This is a genomic window from Pseudomonas sp. 1152_12 (assembly GCF_052850675.1).
Map to the genome: position 1 here is coordinate 128,946 of NZ_VXCW01000001.1, position 16,014 is coordinate 144,959.

The 16,014-nt window shown below is 57.5% G+C and carries 11 protein-coding genes; 6 read left to right on the plus strand and 5 right to left on the minus strand.

The window, feature by feature from the left end; genetic code table 11:
• Positions 1-179: 179 nt before the first annotated feature.
• Positions 180-674 carry a hypothetical protein gene (locus FW764_RS00605; RefSeq protein WP_446432260.1) on the plus strand — a complete coding sequence of 165 codons (495 nt, stop codon included), beginning with the start codon at positions 180-182 and terminating at the stop codon, positions 672-674.
• Between the two features lie 69 nt (positions 675-743).
• Positions 744-1,421 carry a DUF3313 domain-containing protein gene (locus FW764_RS00610; RefSeq protein WP_446432261.1) on the plus strand — a complete coding sequence of 226 codons (678 nt, stop codon included), beginning with the start codon at positions 744-746 and terminating at the stop codon, positions 1,419-1,421.
• Here FW764_RS00610 and FW764_RS00615 read toward each other — a convergent pair.
• From FW764_RS00615 to FW764_RS00635, 5 genes are all read right to left on the minus strand, one after another.
• Entirely contained in the window at positions 1,418-2,401 is a 984-nt protein-coding gene (locus tag FW764_RS00615) for a DUF3829 domain-containing protein (protein WP_446432262.1), read from the minus strand. The genes FW764_RS00610 and FW764_RS00615 overlap by 4 nt on opposite strands.
• Positions 2,398-3,951 (minus strand): J domain-containing protein, encoded by a 1,554-nt coding sequence (locus tag FW764_RS00620; RefSeq protein ID WP_446432263.1) that lies wholly within the window; start codon positions 3,949-3,951, stop codon positions 2,398-2,400. The genes FW764_RS00615 and FW764_RS00620 overlap by 4 nt, the downstream gene beginning before the upstream one ends.
• A 119-nt stretch (positions 3,952-4,070) precedes the next feature.
• The gene (locus FW764_RS00625) at positions 4,071-5,465 is read right to left on the minus strand and encodes a DUF1254 domain-containing protein (RefSeq protein ID WP_446432264.1); all 1,395 of its coding nucleotides are present in this window, start codon (positions 5,463-5,465) and stop codon (positions 4,071-4,073) included.
• A 222-nt stretch (positions 5,466-5,687) separates the two neighbouring features.
• Positions 5,688-6,053 carry a response regulator gene (locus FW764_RS00630; RefSeq protein WP_446432265.1) on the minus strand — a complete coding sequence of 122 codons (366 nt, stop codon included), beginning with the start codon at positions 6,051-6,053 and terminating at the stop codon, positions 5,688-5,690.
• Between the two features lie 187 nt (positions 6,054-6,240).
• A complete protein-coding gene (locus FW764_RS00635; RefSeq protein WP_446432266.1) occupies positions 6,241-9,555 on the minus strand; it encodes a hypothetical protein in 3,315 nt (1,104 codons plus the stop codon).
• A gap of 279 nt (positions 9,556-9,834) precedes the next feature.
• On the opposite strand from FW764_RS00635, the gene FW764_RS00640 reads away from it, so the two are divergent.
• Genes FW764_RS00640 through FW764_RS00655 form a run of 4 tightly spaced genes read left to right on the plus strand, consistent with a single transcriptional unit; the run spans position 9,835 to position 15,946 of the window.
• Positions 9,835-13,332 carry a response regulator gene (locus FW764_RS00640; RefSeq protein WP_446432267.1) on the plus strand — a complete coding sequence of 1,166 codons (3,498 nt, stop codon included), beginning with the start codon at positions 9,835-9,837 and terminating at the stop codon, positions 13,330-13,332.
• Positions 13,333-14,163 (plus strand): CheR family methyltransferase, encoded by an 831-nt coding sequence (locus FW764_RS00645; protein WP_446432268.1) that lies wholly within the window; start codon positions 13,333-13,335, stop codon positions 14,161-14,163.
• The gene (locus tag FW764_RS00650; RefSeq protein WP_446432269.1) at positions 14,160-14,759 is read left to right on the plus strand and encodes a chemotaxis protein CheB; all 600 of its coding nucleotides are present in this window, start codon (positions 14,160-14,162) and stop codon (positions 14,757-14,759) included. The genes FW764_RS00645 and FW764_RS00650 overlap by 4 nt, the downstream gene beginning before the upstream one ends.
• Entirely contained in the window at positions 14,753-15,946 is a 1,194-nt protein-coding gene (locus FW764_RS00655; protein WP_446432270.1) for a hybrid sensor histidine kinase/response regulator, read from the plus strand. Before FW764_RS00650 ends, FW764_RS00655 begins: the two co-directional genes overlap by 7 nt.
• Positions 15,947-16,014: the final 68 nt, after the last annotated feature.

The window sequence follows — 16,014 nt, forward strand, 5'->3', positions numbered from 1 at the left end:
CTGATTACTACGGATCAGTTGTTAAGGCCTCAGAACAAGGGTTATGGCGGTTCTGATCCGCGTTTTAACTTCTCGCCTGAATCTTCAACGCACTGCGCTGGCAACGCATAATCGTACGGCCCGCCGCCGCATCTGCCATGATCAGTGCTCGCAACCTGGCTTATCCAAGGAACGCCGCAATGGACGATGTACAGCAACTGGGCGAGATGCTTCGTCATTACGCCGACAGCGAAGCGCATAAAAAACAGCAATTCGACGTGCAGTCGGCCCGCTGGGCGCAAAAACTCGGCGAGCTGTTCGGGCAGATCGAGCAGTGGCTGGAGCCGGTCAAAACCGTGGGTTTGCTGGAGGTCCAGCGTGAAGCCTACGTGGCCAGTGGCCCGAGCCTGCCGGTAGAAACATCAACCTTCAAGACCGAGAAGCTGACCGTGCAGATCACCGGCAAGCCGGTGGAGTTCGTGCCGGAAGTAATGGGCGCGGGCGGCTCGATTTCCGTGTCGGTCATGGGCCTGACCGCCGCACGGCACGGGAGTGTCTCGCTGGTGCTGCCGGCGGATAAAAACGATTGGTTATGGAAAAAAACCAACGGCCTGAAAGACCCGGACACCTTTGCCTTCGACGCGAACTTCCTGGCGTCGCAACTGCAGAGTCTGATCCCGCGTGAACGCGGCTGAGCAATGTACCACTGCCTTGGCTATACCTATGGCTCAGCATTTCGATGATGACCGCCAGGGAGTTCAATGATGAAACTAAGGCTAATGATCAGTACGTTGTGCGTTGCTTCAATTGCCATGACCGGTTGCGCCAGCAAAGTCCCGCAGCCGCATGAGTATTCAGGCTTTCTCTCGGACTACAGCCAACTCAAGCAAGCCAAGTCGCCCTCGGGTGCCGAGGTGATGCGCTGGGTTGATCCCCATCTGGACTTGAGCCGCTACAACGCGGTGTTTATCGAACCCACGCAGTTCTATCCCAAGCCCCAGGCCACGACAAAAATCCCTGAGAGTACCCTGAACGGCATCAACACCTACTACAGCCAGGCCCTCAAGCGTGAATTGGCCAAGTCGCTGCCGATCGCCAACGCGCCCGGGCCGGGTGTCATCGTGGTGCGCGCGGCCATTACCGCCGTCAGCAGCAAGACGGAAAGCCTCAAGCCCTACGAGTACATTCCCGTCGCGTTGGTGGCGGCGGCGGTGAGCACCGGCACCGGCATTCGTGACCAGGAAACCACCTTGGGCACCGAAGCGCAGTTCCTCGACGGGGCCAGTGGCAAGGTGATTGCCCAAGTCGTGCGCAAAGGCACCGGCAAGCCGTTGTCCAATGACTCGCAGGTGATGAAGGCCGATGATGTCAAAGGTGTTATCGATGGCTGGGCGTCGGACCTGCATCAGTTCTCTATGAAGCTGAAAAACACTAAGGGCTAAAACGCATTCCTGGCGGGCCGGTTGTAGTAGCTGAGCAGGGCGTCATAGCGGCGGGTGACGAGGTAGTAGTCGTCACTCAGTTGCTGTGGCGGGGCGTGGTCGAGCCAGTGCTGCTTCAGGCTATTGAGCCTCGCCAGGTATTCATCGGCTGGCGGGGTAATCGTGTACCACAGGAAACGGGCTTCTTCGTCCATTGTTTGGCCAGGGTGCAGGCGTACGTAGGCCTTTACATCGTCAGCGGCCTTTTGCACAGCATTCGCCAGGGTGCCGACAGTTTGCGGTGTAAGGCTTGCATTTCGCATACCTTGTTCGATCTCGTTCACGGCCTGGCGTGCCGCAATCATGTAGTTCAGCACATGCCAATGCAGGTCTCGGCCAAAGCGCGTTTCCAATAATGCCAATTGCGCCGGGCGTAAACGCAGGTCTTCGTCTTCCAACTGCTGGCGCAGTAACGTCGACACTGCTAGGTAATCCTCGCCTTTTTGTGCCAGTTCAGTGGCCAGGTGCTCATTCATGGCCTGCGCCACTATTTGCCGAGCACTCGGTGCCAGGCCTTCGGGCTGCATCGGGTTGACCATGTCGGCCAGTGTGGTGAATTTATTCAATTTATACGCGTAGACACTGGCGAGACCGATCAGCAGGCTTCCGGGCTGCTGACGTTCGAGTTTGAGGGTGTACAACTGGGAGCAGACTGCCGCCTGGATAATGCGCGGTTCAGGCTCGTTGTTGTCGCCGAACTTGTCGTGAGTGGGTGCCTCGGGCTGCGCAGCGTGCCAGCGGTAGTGAGCCAGGCGTGTATCCCGGTCGATACGGTTCACGCAATCAATGATCGGTGCCAATGCGCTGGCGGTTGCGGTGTAGGGGCCGTCCCGCTGGTCCAGCCACAACTGCACGTGCTGCAGGGGCTTGGTGGCGCCGGCCACGCCGAGCAATCCCAAGCCCAACAATAGGCCGATGGGTAGCAACCATTTCGGGTTCATGGCTTGACCTCCTGGCCGTACCATTGCGCCTGGGTGGCAGGCGCCTGGCATTCAACGTCAGTTCTGGGCATGCGGCTGCACAGGCGTTCGGTCCACTGTTGCAGCCCTTGGTTACGGGTGACGCGGTGCTGGTCATCCAGCAACTTCAGGCCGGTGTACAGCGCTACACCCATGACTAGGTAACCGACGAGGGCCACCTTGGCCCATCGAGGGTGGCGCACAGCCCACGGCGTATGACTGTTCATGAAAGGCCGTTTGACCACGCCAATCGCCGCCAATACCGCTATCAGGGTAAGGCTGGCGAAGGGGCCCAATACGTAGCCTAGTGCTGCCGCTATGACGGCCCCGGGCACCAGCTCGCGTATCGGCAACAGCGGCAAGTGGGTAGGGCTGATCCTGCGGGGCAGGCGTCGGCTCAGTTGCTCATCCAGTACGCGGTACTGGTGGGCCAGCGGGCGCCAGGCCTGCCAGGCCAGGCCAGCGCCAACCACGTAGGCCAGTGACCACAGCAGTCCGTGGCCCAGGCTTGGTAATAAGTTGCCGCTCAAGGTCGTGGCTTGCATCAACGTACCCAGCAGGCAACTGAGCAGGATGGCGATTACCCACGGCCAGGTGTCCATGCCCTTGTCCCAACCTTGCCAGAAATACACGGTGCCGCCTGGCATCGCTTCGGCTTCGGCGACGTGGTCTGCATAGATCTCTACGCTAAGCGCGTGGCAGGCTTTCCAGTCTTGTGCGTCAAGACGCTGGGCGAACGCGCGCCGCTGACACAGGCTCATGGGCGCCAGCAGCAAGCGCGCGGCGCGCTGTTGCGGGCTGTACGGGGGCTCGGCCGCCAGTGCACGTTGGCGGGCCATGAAGATCGGCGCTTGTTGGCGTCGCAGCAATATCGCCCATTCGCCCGCTGGGCAGCCATGACCGCTGCCGCCGTGCCAGTCTTGGCCCGCGCAAACCGCATCGAATACTGTGCCGGACCAGTAGTGACTGTGGGCGAGCAATTTTGCCAGCCATTGGTTGAACCATGCCGCGTGGGGGTGATTGTTCACCCAGGAATGGTCGGCGCGTGCAGCGTAAGCCGCCAGGAACCCAGCCTCATCTTTCTGTTCGAGGGCAAGGCGCAGCGGTTGTTGCAGGGCGGTTCGGTGTTGCTGTTCGAGTGCCTCGACCAGCTCGCCGGGCAACTCCAGGCGTTGCCAGGCCGTCAGCCAGTTGAAGGTTTCGAATGCCCACTGCCGGTCTTCAGCGCTCAGCTCGCCCTGAATGCAGCGTTGCAGCAACTCAATTTCGAAGTACAGCGCACTGCCATTGCTTTGGGCTGCTTGATACCGCTGGGCGAGGGGCTCAGCCACGTTCTCGACGAGCACGTCGAAAACCTCGGGTTCTTGCTCCCTCTGGCTCCAGTTCAATGCGCTTTCATACGCCTCACGCAGCCGTTGAAACCCCTCGGCGTCATCATCCGGCCGGGTTTTCTTCAACAACGTGGCGTATTGACGCTTGATCGTGCGGCTATCTGCATCCGAGGATAGACCGAGGACATCCCAGCAAGTCATGCGCGGTACCACTCCATAAAATCACCGCGCGCACCTTACCGGTTTTATTGCCTGATAAACCAGCGGTAGTCAGTGAAGCCAGTGCCCGACCGAATCCTGTTGCGGCCGGGCATAGGGTATTACTTGAGAGGCGTCAGCGGAGGCAGCTTCCATTGGCCCACGTCAGGCTTGGGCAGGTAGATCCGCAGTACGGCATAAAACGGGCCGGGCGGGGCGGGCAGCCAGTTGCTCTGTTCGGCTTTCGGCGGCTCATGGTGCTGCAATGCCAGCGTCAGTCCGCCGTCGGCGTCCAGCTTGAGATTCGGCAGCATCTGCGAATTGATCTGGTAGCGTTTCTTAAGGTTGCGTGCCAGCAGCTTGGTCTTGGCGTCGTACATGGTCAGCGACCAGAACGCCTCGGCGGGCGGCAACTGGTCCTTGGCAAAGTGCACGGTGTAGCTGTGGCGCGCACCGTTGGCTGGTTTGCCTTCACTGTCGACGCGGTAGCTCAGGTACACGGCTTCATCGGGGGAGTTGCCGAAAATGCCGAGTTCAGCACCGGCGTAGCGGTAAAGGTAGTTGTTTTTGAGGCGGTCACGGCTACCGAACAGGTCGGCACTGGGCACTTGGTGAGTGTCGATCTTGTCTTTCTTGAACGCGGCAAACTCAGCCCTGGCGTCGGCAATCCCCTCTTCCAGGGCTTTGCGTTGTTCAGCGGTCAACGCCTTGACCTTGAACGGTGCACCAGGCGCAATTCCGATCTTGGCAAAGCGTGCCAGCAGGTCTTTTTCGCTGTCCTGCGGCGCGGCAAAGGACAGCATGAAGTTCAGGTAGCGGAACAGTTGCGGGCCTTCAGTCATCGTGGCCATTGGTTTGGGCCAGACGATTTTAGGCGCCGGGGCCGGCGCTGCCTGTTTCACGTAGCTGCTCAGCGGCTGGACTTTGTAGCCGTTCTGAATCTGCTTGACCTTGTTCAGGTCTTTCTCATCAAACAGCTGCGTGCGGTAAAGGGCGTAGGCAATATTGCTTTCGCTGTACACCACACGGTCGATGTCGACCGGCTGCTGACCTTTCCAGTCGGGGCCGGCGATCATGTAGTGGCCGCCATTGTTGCCGGTACTGCGCGTGCCCAAATACGCCATGTTCTGCGTGTAGAGGTCGATTAACTGCACGGAGTAGTAACGGTTGTCTTCGATCTTCGGCAGGGTCAGCACCAACGGTTCTTTGCGCAGGTCCATCCACATGAAGGAGTAGGGCGTGTCCGGGTTCGGAGTGGCGAATGCGGTGTCTTTGGGCGTGATGGCCTGGGCGGTATTGCCGACGTGGTTGAACGGCGCCTTGAAGTGGGCACCACCTTTATCGACGGCTTGGGTGTAGAGCGTCTTGTACATTGCCACGACCGGGTAGCCATACAGGTAGGCTTCCTTGGCAATCGACCGGGCTTCGGCAGGGGTGGCCGTGAAATCGGCCAAGGCGCCGGTACTCATGAGCATCGAGAGGCTCGCCAACAGCAGGCGCGTCGGTTTTCCAATCATGTTGTTGCGTCCTTCCAGAGTGCTTTTAAAGGGCGAGGGATCAAAGCGCCGAGTTTCCAACTTTATTTGCCGAACGTCACGTTAATCCCTGCAGGCAAGGTGAGCTGAGGCTAAACCGGTGATGTGACCAGGGCAGGTGAGCAGGCACCGAGTAGCCCCCAGCAGCGCAGATAGCCCTGGTGCAACGAAATGAGGAGCGCAGTGCAGTGGCAGGGCGGGGCTTCAGCCGACAGGCAGCATCGACTTGACCTTGTCACGCAGTTGGTCGATGGAGAACGGTTTGCCGATCACTTGCATGCCCGCCGGCACGTCAATGCTTTCGGCATAGCCGCTGGCGAACAGGATAGGCAGGGCTGGGCGTAGTTCGCGCGCCTTGGTCGCCAACTGCTTACCGTCCATGTCGGGCAGGCCGACATCGGTCATCATCAGGTCGATCACCTTTTCAGTGTTTTCGACCATATGCAAAGCCTCTTGAGCGTCCGCCGCTTCAAGCACGCTGAACTCCAACTCTTCGAGCACATCGACGATCAGCATGCGCACGATCGCGTCATCTTCGACTACCAGGATGGTGGAGGGGGCAGCGGGCATAGGGAGAGTTCCTGAGGAATTGGAAATACAGGCCTTTAGTCATTTAACGACCCTTCTCATCCATGAGTCCTGTCGATCCAGGTAAGTTCCCCAGACATACAAACATTGTGACGGTTATAGGCTGCAATGTCCCGCCCCTTCAGTGCCCGGCAGTCGCAGCGTGCCGGGCGTTCGTTTCAAGCTTCGATCACGTGAGATCGTCGTACTCGTCAAAGTCAAAATTTGAAGGTTCGGGCTTGGTTACCGGCAATTCGATCACAGGCTGCTCGACTGCATCGCCCCTGTAAGGAGGGCGAGGCGGCTTGGGCGCGGCCGGAACACCTTGAACATCAAAACGAACCGGATTGTAGTTTGGGCTATGTGTGTAAATACCTCGATTGTCCGCAGTCCGGCCGGTCATGGTGTACTTCACGATTTCGTGCTTTTTTTGCCCAATGATCGTGTCGTCAATATAGTCACGCTGGCGGGCCTTGTTGGCAAATGTCCGCGCGGCTATATCGCTTATTGCAGGATCATTGACCTGCATAATGCCCTCGAACCCTTCAACGGGCTTTTTGGTCTGTTTGGCAAACTGCGCGGCAAACGAATGGGCTCCGCCTGTCGCGGAAAAACACATGGTTAAACGGATCTCTGCGTATTTGTCCAGCTTTACGCCCTGTGCTTTCAGTAGATCAACTAACTCGTTAGGGGTCAGTTGCGTGCCATTTACCGTCATGGTTGCTGAGGTGTGCCCCGGCGGAATAATGCCATGGGCATCCAGAGTCAGGCGAGGGCCTCGTTTTGTTTGATCCGCAGACATCGCCAGGCCAGTACCCAGTACCTTGAATTCTTGCATGTGGCCGCCCATCGCCACGCTTTGGGCCGTAAACATGGGACGCGGTTTGCCATACGGGCGTCCGTTCACCGGGTTGTAGGCATACCATTTACTATCGACCAATACTGCCGCGCCTTCGAAGGTAGTTTCTGCGATTTTGTACGTACCCGTGGCGACGACACCGTTATTTTTACTGGCTGCTTTGAGCAGATCATAATTGCCGTCTGCGCCCTTGAGCATGTTCACCAGCTCCGCGCCCTTGTTCCAACTCTTTGCCGCTCCCTTTTTCAGCAATGTCCCAACCCCTGCGATCGCATCACTTGCTCCGCTCAGTGGGTTGAGTACTTCAAAGGCGGACGTCCCTAGGAACTTGATGACTTTTGCCGCCTTGGCGCCATTGCCAAAGACTTTGGCGGCCTGGGCAGTCTTGCCTGCGCCAAAAGTCAGCAGCCCCATGACATCCATCGTTAGGTCTGCTATTCCCTCGACGACGTTGCCTTTCGCTAGGTTGTCGATGGCAGACCGGAACGGGATGAGGTTGAGGAAGAATTCACCAACCCCCTTGTCACCCGACCGATCATGATCGTAAGACGTCACGCCTTTGGCGTAATTCAGCACACTTTCATCATCAAGGCGTAAGGATTTAACGTAGAAACTGGCAATCTCATTGGTTCGGTTGGAGTCGAAACTGTTGGGGGTCTCAGAACTGTCTGGATTATCAGTCTTGCCAATGCGGGCGTCGCCGGGATAAGGCGTAATAATCGAAGTAACCGGCTGATAGCGTCCGTCTATTTTAATGACCTGCTTCAGGTTTCCCGTCATACGCTCGTTTTGTTTGTTGATTGTCCCTTGGGTGGTGTCGATTTCATACAGATTGCTCTCACCTTTGTACGTGGTTTTCACAAACAATGTATGTTCGCGACCCACCGTCACGAGTGCGTTACCCGGCGCATCTTTGTAGTGTTTTTCGTAAGAGCACTCGATATCGCCGAATTCAAAATTTTTGCGGTCGGCTAATGGCAATTGCGATATCAGGTGTTTGACCATTCCGTGATGGCCTTTTTTTTGCGCTGTTATCGACGCGTCGAATTTAGTCTTGAATACTTCGGGCGTGCGAAACCGTTCGGAGCGTGCAAAATCGTTAAACTTATCAAGCGGAACCCTGCGGTCATTGGTGATCCATTTGTATGTTTGCCCCAGCGCGTCCCCTTCCATCACAATATCAAGCATGGAGCGCATCCTTGGATCGCCGGCTCTGGCGCGGCCTATGGAGGCTTTTGCGAGGACTTGGGCTTCAAAAACCGATGGATCAAGTTTCGCAAACTCAGCTTTGAGGCAGTCGAGTGCAATTTCTTTTCGACTGGCCGGTGGCATATATAAAGACGTAGACGTCTCCACCAGCGCCTGCAAGCGACTGTTGTAGGCCACTCTGGCCTGTTCCATTTGCGACGCTGTTGGTTCGGGAGTTGAGGGCGTCAGTACGCCATTTACCGGGGTCCAACGGGTTTGCAAAATAGGCAGCACACCATTGGCTAACCCCCACTCTTTTAGGGCTTCACGCTGGGCAAGTTTAACGTCGATATTGCTGGCCGGCAGGGACTCCGCTGTGGCAATAACCTCGGCATAGGTCATGTTAGGCACCCGGCCAGGCGTCTGGGCTTCGATCTTGGCTGCTGCGGTTGTCAATTGCCCCCAGAGAACACCGCCGACTTTCACATTCTGGGGAATATCTTTGATGAGAAACTGCGGAGCGTGACTCGCCAGCAGAACGTGGGTCGCAAGTTTAGCCGACGAGTGTGTCGCGAGGCCTTCCTTGATCAGATACTTGCTCAGGTTCTCGGCAATCAGCGAGGGTGGTTGACCCCAATACAGGGGGGAGTCGAGATAGACATCACCGATTTTTTTGGGTTCGGGATACCAAAGGCCACTCAGATAGAGCCCATCGATCATCGCGGTCAACAGATAGTCATAAATACTGGTGGCCGTGGCCACACCCTTCAGGTGCGCCTGTAAAGCCTGCCCCAGTGCCTGAGCCCTGGGGGAATCGAACAATTTTTGCAGCGTCTGTTGAGGGTCACTCTGCAAATCACTGTGCGTGACCGAACTGCCTTTCAACAAGTAATGCAGCGTGCCGTTGCCATGTTTCGGCAATGGTAAGCCAGGCAAGCCGCTTTTATCGCAGAAGAGGAACGAACGAATGCTCCTTCGGTCCTCTTCCGACATCGGAATTGGCCAGGAAAGTGCGCCACCTAGATTTCCCAACGGATACGTTAAGGCCCGTTGCTCAATTTTTTTGGCAAGTGCAGTGACTTCATCGACAGTGCTTGGCAGCTCAAAACCAAGGTCGGCAATGACGGTCGCCAATATCGGGGGCGTGGAACGTGTCATGGCGTAGGTCGAACCTACGTATGGCACGTCAATTTGACTTTTTAAAGCGCTTGAAAGTTGGAGTGGGGTGAGGGGTGTGCTCGCATTTTGACTGGCAATTTGGCGGAGCTGGTCGACCAAGTTGAAAAGGTTCTGGTTGTCGGCTTGGAGCTGTTCCACCGTTTTGGTAGGCAGCTTGGCTACTGGAGGAGTACTTGCGGGGGCTGGCGTTATTGACGTGTTAGTGACGCTTTGCGCAGGCGGCCTAGGTTCTGTGGTGGAGACGTTTGCTGTTCGTTGTGTAACATTTGGAATGCTCATTTATCTTACCTTGGCGAGTCATAAGAAGACGCTGTCCAAAAGATCTTCCGTGTTCCTGTGGCGCCCTCCTGAGTGTGAAGCCAATGAAAGCTCGTTCCTCTTTTGTTGTAGGAGGTTGTTATAAGTTGTGTGCGGCCTACAGAATGAAACTGGCCAAAATCCGCGCGAAATCCACCTGCGCCATATAGGTTTTTGCGTCAAACCAGTGCAGAAACATAGCCCTTACCCATGGTCTTCGGGCAAACTCCCCCTTTTTCCGTACCTGGCCAAGGCATGACCATGACTCCTGCGTCGACCGTCGATGAAAAGAGCTTTCGTAAACTCCTGAGCCGCAACGTGGCCCTGCCTCTGGGCGTGGGCGTGCTCAGCGCAGTGTTTTTCGTCGTACTGATCACCTACCTGTTGTCGGTCATCCAGTGGGTGGAGCACACCGATCGAGTGCTCAATAACCTCAATGAGTCGTCCAAGCTGACGGTGGACCTGGAAACCGGCATGCGCGGGTTTCTGATCACCGGCGACGAGCATTTTCTCGACCCGTATGAAGTCGCCAAACCGCGAATCATTGCTGATTTGCGTAATTTGCAAGAGCTGGTGGCGGACAACCCGCAACAGGTGGATCGCCTCAAACGCCTGGAAGCGCTGCAGGCTGAGTGGAACAAATACGCCGAATCGATGATTGAAATGCAGCGCACCAGTGGCGACTACCGCGGCGCGGTGAAGGCCGGCCGTGGCAAGCGCTTGACTGATGAAGTTCGCAAGGAATACGACGATGCGGTGGCGATGGAGCAGCAGTTCCGTATCACCCGCAATGAAGATGTCACGCGCACTACCGTCATCAGCGTCACGTTGTATCTGATCTTTGTGCTGGGTTTAAGTGGCTTTCTGGCGTACGTCGGAAGAAAAAATCTTGTATCTCTTTCAGAGAGTTACAGCACAAACCTCGCGTCACAACAGAAGATCGCGCGGCGACTGGAACAACAAGCCTGGCTGCGCAATGGCCAGACTGAGCTGGCCGAACAGGTTCTCGGTCAACTGACCTTGAATCTGTTGGGTCGCAACATCCTGCAGTTCTTTGCCCAGTACATGGGGTCGGCCGTCGCCGCGTTGTACGTGCGCGAAGAACACGGTGGCCTCAAACGCGTGGCCACCTATGGCTTCTCCCGCGAACAAGAGCAACGAGAGCAGTCGATCTACAGCGACGAAGGCATCGTCGGGCAGGCCGCCCAGCTTAATCGCCTGATTCGCCTGGACGATGTGCCGGTGGATTACTTCAAGGTCAGCTCCGGGCTCGGCGAAGGCTCGACCCGTAGCGTACTGATCACGCCCACCAGTGACGATGACCGCGTCAATGGCGTGGTTGAACTGGGTTTCCTGCGCCCGCTGGAAGAGCGTGACGTCGAACTGCTGGAGCTGATTGCCGGCAATATCGGCACCTCCATCGAAGCTGCGCGCTACCGCCAGCGTTTGCAGGAAGTGCTCGCCGAGACCCAGCAGCTCAACGAAGAACTGCAGGTGCAGCAGGAAGAACTCAAGACCGCCAACGAAGAACTCGAAGAGCAGTCGCGCATTCTCAAAGAATCCCAGGCGTACCTGGAAACCCAGCAGGCAGAGCTTGAGCAGACTAACGAACAGTTGGCCGAGCAGACCCAGACCCTGGCCGAGCAACGCGACGCCATGGACCGCAAAAACGTCGAGCTCAACAAGGCACAGCTTGAACTGGAAGACCGCGCCGACGAACTGCAGCGCTCCAGCAAGTACAAATCTGAATTCCTCGCCAACATGTCCCACGAGCTGCGCACACCGCTGAACAGCTCGTTGATCCTGGCCAAGCTGCTGGCGGAAAACCCACAGGACAATCTCAGCGCCGAACAGGTCAAGTTTGCCGAGTCGATTTATTCGGCGGGTAACGACTTGCTCAACCTGATCAACGATATTTTGGATATTTCCAAGGTGGAAGCCGGCAAACTTGAAGTGCGCCCGGAAAACGCCAGCGTCGTGCGTTTGGTGGACGGGCTGCGCAGCATGTTCGAACCGCTGGCGGCCGATCGCAAGTTGGCCTTCCAGGTAGAGGTGCAAAACGATGCACCAACCCTACTGTTCACCGACCGCCAGCGCCTGGAGCAGATCCTCAAAAACTTGCTGTCCAACGCGGTCAAGTTCACCGAGCAGGGCGGGGTCAGCCTTTCGGTGTCGCGAGCACTTGGCGAGGGTATTGCGTTTACCGTGCGCGACTCCGGCATCGGCATCGCCCTGGATCAGCAGGAAGGCATCTTTGAAGCCTTCCGCCAGGCTGATGGCACCACCAACCGTCGCTACGGCGGCACTGGCCTGGGCCTGTCGATCTCCCGCGACTTGGCCACGTTGCTCGGCGGCTATATCAGCGTGACCAGCGAACCGGGCAAGGGCAGTGCGTTTACCTTGGTGTTGCCGGAGCAGTACATCGAACGCGAGGAGGGTGTGGTACCCATTGAACAGCCGCGCCAGGCCGTAGCGGCCCCCGCGCCGACGCCCATCGCGGTTTCACCACTGCCGGTGGCCGACGCCCAACAGATCTCGCGCTTCGCCGATGACCGTGACAAGGCCCCGTTCACCACCCGTTGCATCCTCGTGGTGGAGGACGAGCCGAACTTTGCGCGTATTCTGTTCGACCTGGCCCACGAGCTGGGTTACAACTGCCTGGTCGCCCACGGCGCGGATGAAGGCTACAGCCTGGCCGAGGAGTTCGTGCCGGACGCGATCCTGTTGGACATGCGCCTGCCGGACCATTCCGGGCTGACCGTGCTGCAACGCCTGAAAGAACACGCCAGTACCCGCCATATTCCCGTGCATGTGATTTCCGTGGAAGACCGCGTCGAAGCTGCCATGCACATGGGCGCCATCGGTTATGCCGTCAAACCCACCACCCGCGAAGAGCTCAAGGACGTGTTTGCACGCCTGGAAGCCAAGCTGACCCAGAAGGTCAAGCGCATATTGCTGGTGGAAGACGATGACCTGCAGCGCGACAGCATTGCCCGCCTGATCGGCGACGACGACATTGAAATTACTGATGTTGGCTTCGCCCAGGCCGCGCTGGACCTGCTGCGCACCAACATCTACGACTGCATGATCATCGACCTCAAACTGCCGGATATGCTTGGTAATGAGCTGCTCAAGCGCATGGCCACCGAGGATATCTGCTCGTTCCCGCCGGTGATCGTCTACACCGGACGTAACTTGACCCGCGATGAAGAAGCCGAGCTGCGCAAGTATTCACGCTCGATCATCATTAAGGGGGCACGCTCACCTGAACGCTTGCTGGACGAAGTGACACTCTTTCTGCACAAAGTCGAATCCCAGCTGTCCCATGACCGCCAGAAGATGCTCAAGACTGCGCGCAGCCGCGACAAGGTCTTTGAAGGGCGCAAAATCCTGTTGGTGGACGATGATGTGCGAAACATCTTCGCCCTGACCAGCGCCTTGGAGCACAAAGGTGCGGTGGTGGTGATTGGCCGTAACGGCCGTGAAGCCATCGACAAACTCAATGAAGTTGACGACATCGACCTGGTGCTGATGGACGTGATGATGCCGGAGATGGACGGTTACGAGGCGACTGCCTTGATCCGCCAGGACCCGCGCTGGAAGAAGCTGCCGATCATAGCGGTGACAGCCAAGGCGATGAAGGACGATCAGGAACGTTGCCTCGCGGCGGGTTCCAACGATTACCTGGCCAAACCGATTGACCTGGATCGCCTGTTCTCGCTGATTCGCGTATGGCTACCGAAGATGGAACGTATTTAAGTGGAGCAGGTTTTTTTGGACAAAAGCAGCGATATTGAGCTGCGCCTGTTGATCGAGGCGATTTACCTCAAGTACAGCTACGACTTTCGTGACTATTCCGGTGCGTCGGTTAAGCGCCGTGTGGCCCATGCCCTGCGTCAGTTTGACTGCGCGACCATCTCCGCGCTGCAGGAACGGGTGCTGCACGATCCTTCTGCGTTCATGCAGCTGCTGCAATTTCTGACGATCCCGGTCAGCGAGATGTTTCGCGACCCGTCGCACTTTCTGGCGATACGCCAGGAAGTGGTGCCGTTGCTCAAGACCTACCCGTCGATCAAGATCTGGATTGCCGGCTGCAGCACAGGGGAGGAGGTGTACTCCATGGCCATCCTGTTGCGTGAAGAGGGGTTGCTCGAGCGCACGATCATCTATGCCACGGACATCAACCCGGCGTCGCTGGACAAGGCCAAACAAGGGATTTTCTCGCTGGAAAATGTACGCGCCTACACTGCCAATTATCAGCAGGCTGGCGGCCAACGTTCATTTGCCGACTACTACACGGCGGCCTACGATTACGCGATCTTCGACAAGACCCTGCGCGAGAACGTCACCTTTGCGGATCACAGCCTGGCAACTGACAGCGTATTCTCAGAGACTCAATTAATTTCATGTCGCAACGTGCTGATTTATTTCAATAAAAAATTGCAAGATCGGGCGTTTGGATTGTTTCATGAGTCACTGTGTCATCGCGGATTCCTGGTGCTGGGCAGTAAGGAAACCCTGGATTTTTCCGCCTACAGCAAACAATTCGAACCCTTGGTCAAGCAAGAACGGATCTACCGAAAATCATGAACGAGGCGCAAGCCAACCCGTTATTCGGGATTGAAGCCATCGTCGTCGGCGCCTCTGCCGGTGGTGTCGAGGCGTTGCTGACGATTTTTGGCGAGTTGCCTGAAGGCTTTGCCTTGCCGATTATTGCCGTCTTGCACCTGCCGGACGAACATCGTAGCCAATTGGCGGAAGTGTTTTCACGGCGCTTGCGGATCCCGGTGAAGGAAGCGCAGGACAAAGAATTGATCGTGGCCGGCACGGTGTACTTCGCCGGGCCCGGCTATCACCTCTCGGTAGAACATGACCGCAGCTTGTCCCTGAGTCAGGAAGACCGGGTGCACCACTCCCGCCCAGCCATTGATTACCTGTTCGCCTCAGCCGCCGATGCCTATGGCAAGGGGCTGCTGGCGATCCTGCTGACCGGCGCCAACCAGGATGGCGCGCGTGGGCTGGCCCACGTCAAGCAATCGGGCGGCACTACCGTGGTACAAGACCCTGACGAAGCACGCATCGCCGTCATGCCGTTGGCGGCCTTGGCGCTGCACACACCTGACCATATTCTGACCTTGAGCCGCATTGCCTCATTGCTGGCTTCCCTGGAATCTTCCCCATGTTAAGTAATATCCAGGCCAAACTGCTGATCGTCGACGATCTGCCGGAAAACCTGTTGGCCCTCGAAGCGCTGATCAAGCGCGGGGATCGCCAGGTCTTTAAGGCGTTGAGCGCCGATGAGGCGTTGTCACTGTTGCTGGAGCACGAGTTCGCCATGGCGATTCTCGACGTGCAGATGCCCGGCATGAATGGTTTCGAACTGGCCGAACTGATGCGCGGCACCGAAAAAACCAAGAACATCCCGATTGTGTTTGTCAGCGCCGCCGGCCGCGAACTCAATTACGCCTTCAAAGGCTATGAAAGCGGCGCCGTAGACTTCCTGCACAAACCGCTGGATATCCACGCGGTGAAGAGCAAGGTCAATGTGTTCGTCGACCTGTACCGCCAGAGCAAGGCGATGAAACTGCAGGTAGAAGCCCTGGAGCGCAGCCGTCGCGAGCAGGAGCTGCTGCTGACGCGCCTGCAGGCCACCCAGGCCGAGCTGGAGCAAGCGGTGCGCATGCGTGACGACTTCATGTCGATCGTCGCCCACGAAGTGCGCACGCCGCTTAACGGCCTGATCCTCGAGACTCAACTGCGCAAGATGCACTTGGCGAGGGATAACGCGGCCGCGTTCACCCTGGACAAGATGCACGCCATGGTCGATCGCGATGAGCGCCAGATCAAAAGCCTGATCCGCCTGATCGAAGACATGCTCGACGTGTCACGTATCCGCACCGGCAAGCTGTCGATTCGCCCGGCCCGCTTTGACCTGTCGCTACTGGTGCGTAACCTGGTGGAAAATTTCGCCCCGCAAGTGGTGGCGGCCGACTCATCGATGCACGTGGAAACCGAAGGCCCCGTGGAGGGCAACTGGGATGAGTTCCGCATCGAGCAGGTGGTGTCCAACCTATTGACCAACGCGCTGCGCTACGGGGCCAAAAGCCCGGTGGACGTGCGGGTCTACACCGAGCATGGCGAAGCTCGGGTGGAGGTGCGCGACCATGGCATCGGTATCAGTGAAGACAACCAGAAGCGCATATTCCAGCAGTTCGAGCGGGTGTCGGCCAGCCATGTCTCGGCGGGTCTGGGCTTGGGGCTGTTTATTTCTGAGCAGATCGTGGCGGCCCACGGCGGCACCATCGAAGTGCAAAGCCAGATAGGCGAGGGCGCGCTGTTCCGGGTGTGCTTGCCGCTTGAGGCGGCCGTGTGAAATCAATCGTCACCTCGACGCAACCTCTGCGTGACCCTATGGTCGTAACTGCAGCAATTGACCGGACA

What these genes read in the sequence shown, in the direction of transcription:
- FW764_RS00640 (WP_446432267.1), top strand. Translation starts at nt 9,835, where the DNA reads ATGACTCCTGCGTCGACCGTCGATGAAAAGAGCTTTCGTAAACTCCTG.
- FW764_RS00610 (WP_446432261.1), top strand. Translation starts at nt 744, where the DNA reads ATGAAACTAAGGCTAATGATCAGTACGTTGTGCGTTGCTTCAATTGCC.
- FW764_RS00625 (WP_446432264.1), bottom strand. Translation starts at nt 5,465, where the DNA reads ATGATTGGAAAACCGACGCGCCTGCTGTTGGCGAGCCTCTCGATGCTC.
- FW764_RS00620 (WP_446432263.1), bottom strand. Translation starts at nt 3,951, where the DNA reads ATGACTTGCTGGGATGTCCTCGGTCTATCCTCGGATGCAGATAGCCGC.
- FW764_RS00655 (WP_446432270.1), top strand. Translation starts at nt 14,753, where the DNA reads ATGTTAAGTAATATCCAGGCCAAACTGCTGATCGTCGACGATCTGCCG.
- FW764_RS00605 (WP_446432260.1), top strand. Translation starts at nt 180, where the DNA reads ATGGACGATGTACAGCAACTGGGCGAGATGCTTCGTCATTACGCCGAC.
- FW764_RS00650 (WP_446432269.1), top strand. Translation starts at nt 14,160, where the DNA reads ATGAACGAGGCGCAAGCCAACCCGTTATTCGGGATTGAAGCCATCGTC.
- FW764_RS00635 (WP_446432266.1), bottom strand. Translation starts at nt 9,555, where the DNA reads ATGAGCATTCCAAATGTTACACAACGAACAGCAAACGTCTCCACCACA.
- FW764_RS00615 (WP_446432262.1), bottom strand. Translation starts at nt 2,401, where the DNA reads ATGAACCCGAAATGGTTGCTACCCATCGGCCTATTGTTGGGCTTGGGA.
- FW764_RS00630 (WP_446432265.1), bottom strand. Translation starts at nt 6,053, where the DNA reads ATGCCCGCTGCCCCCTCCACCATCCTGGTAGTCGAAGATGACGCGATC.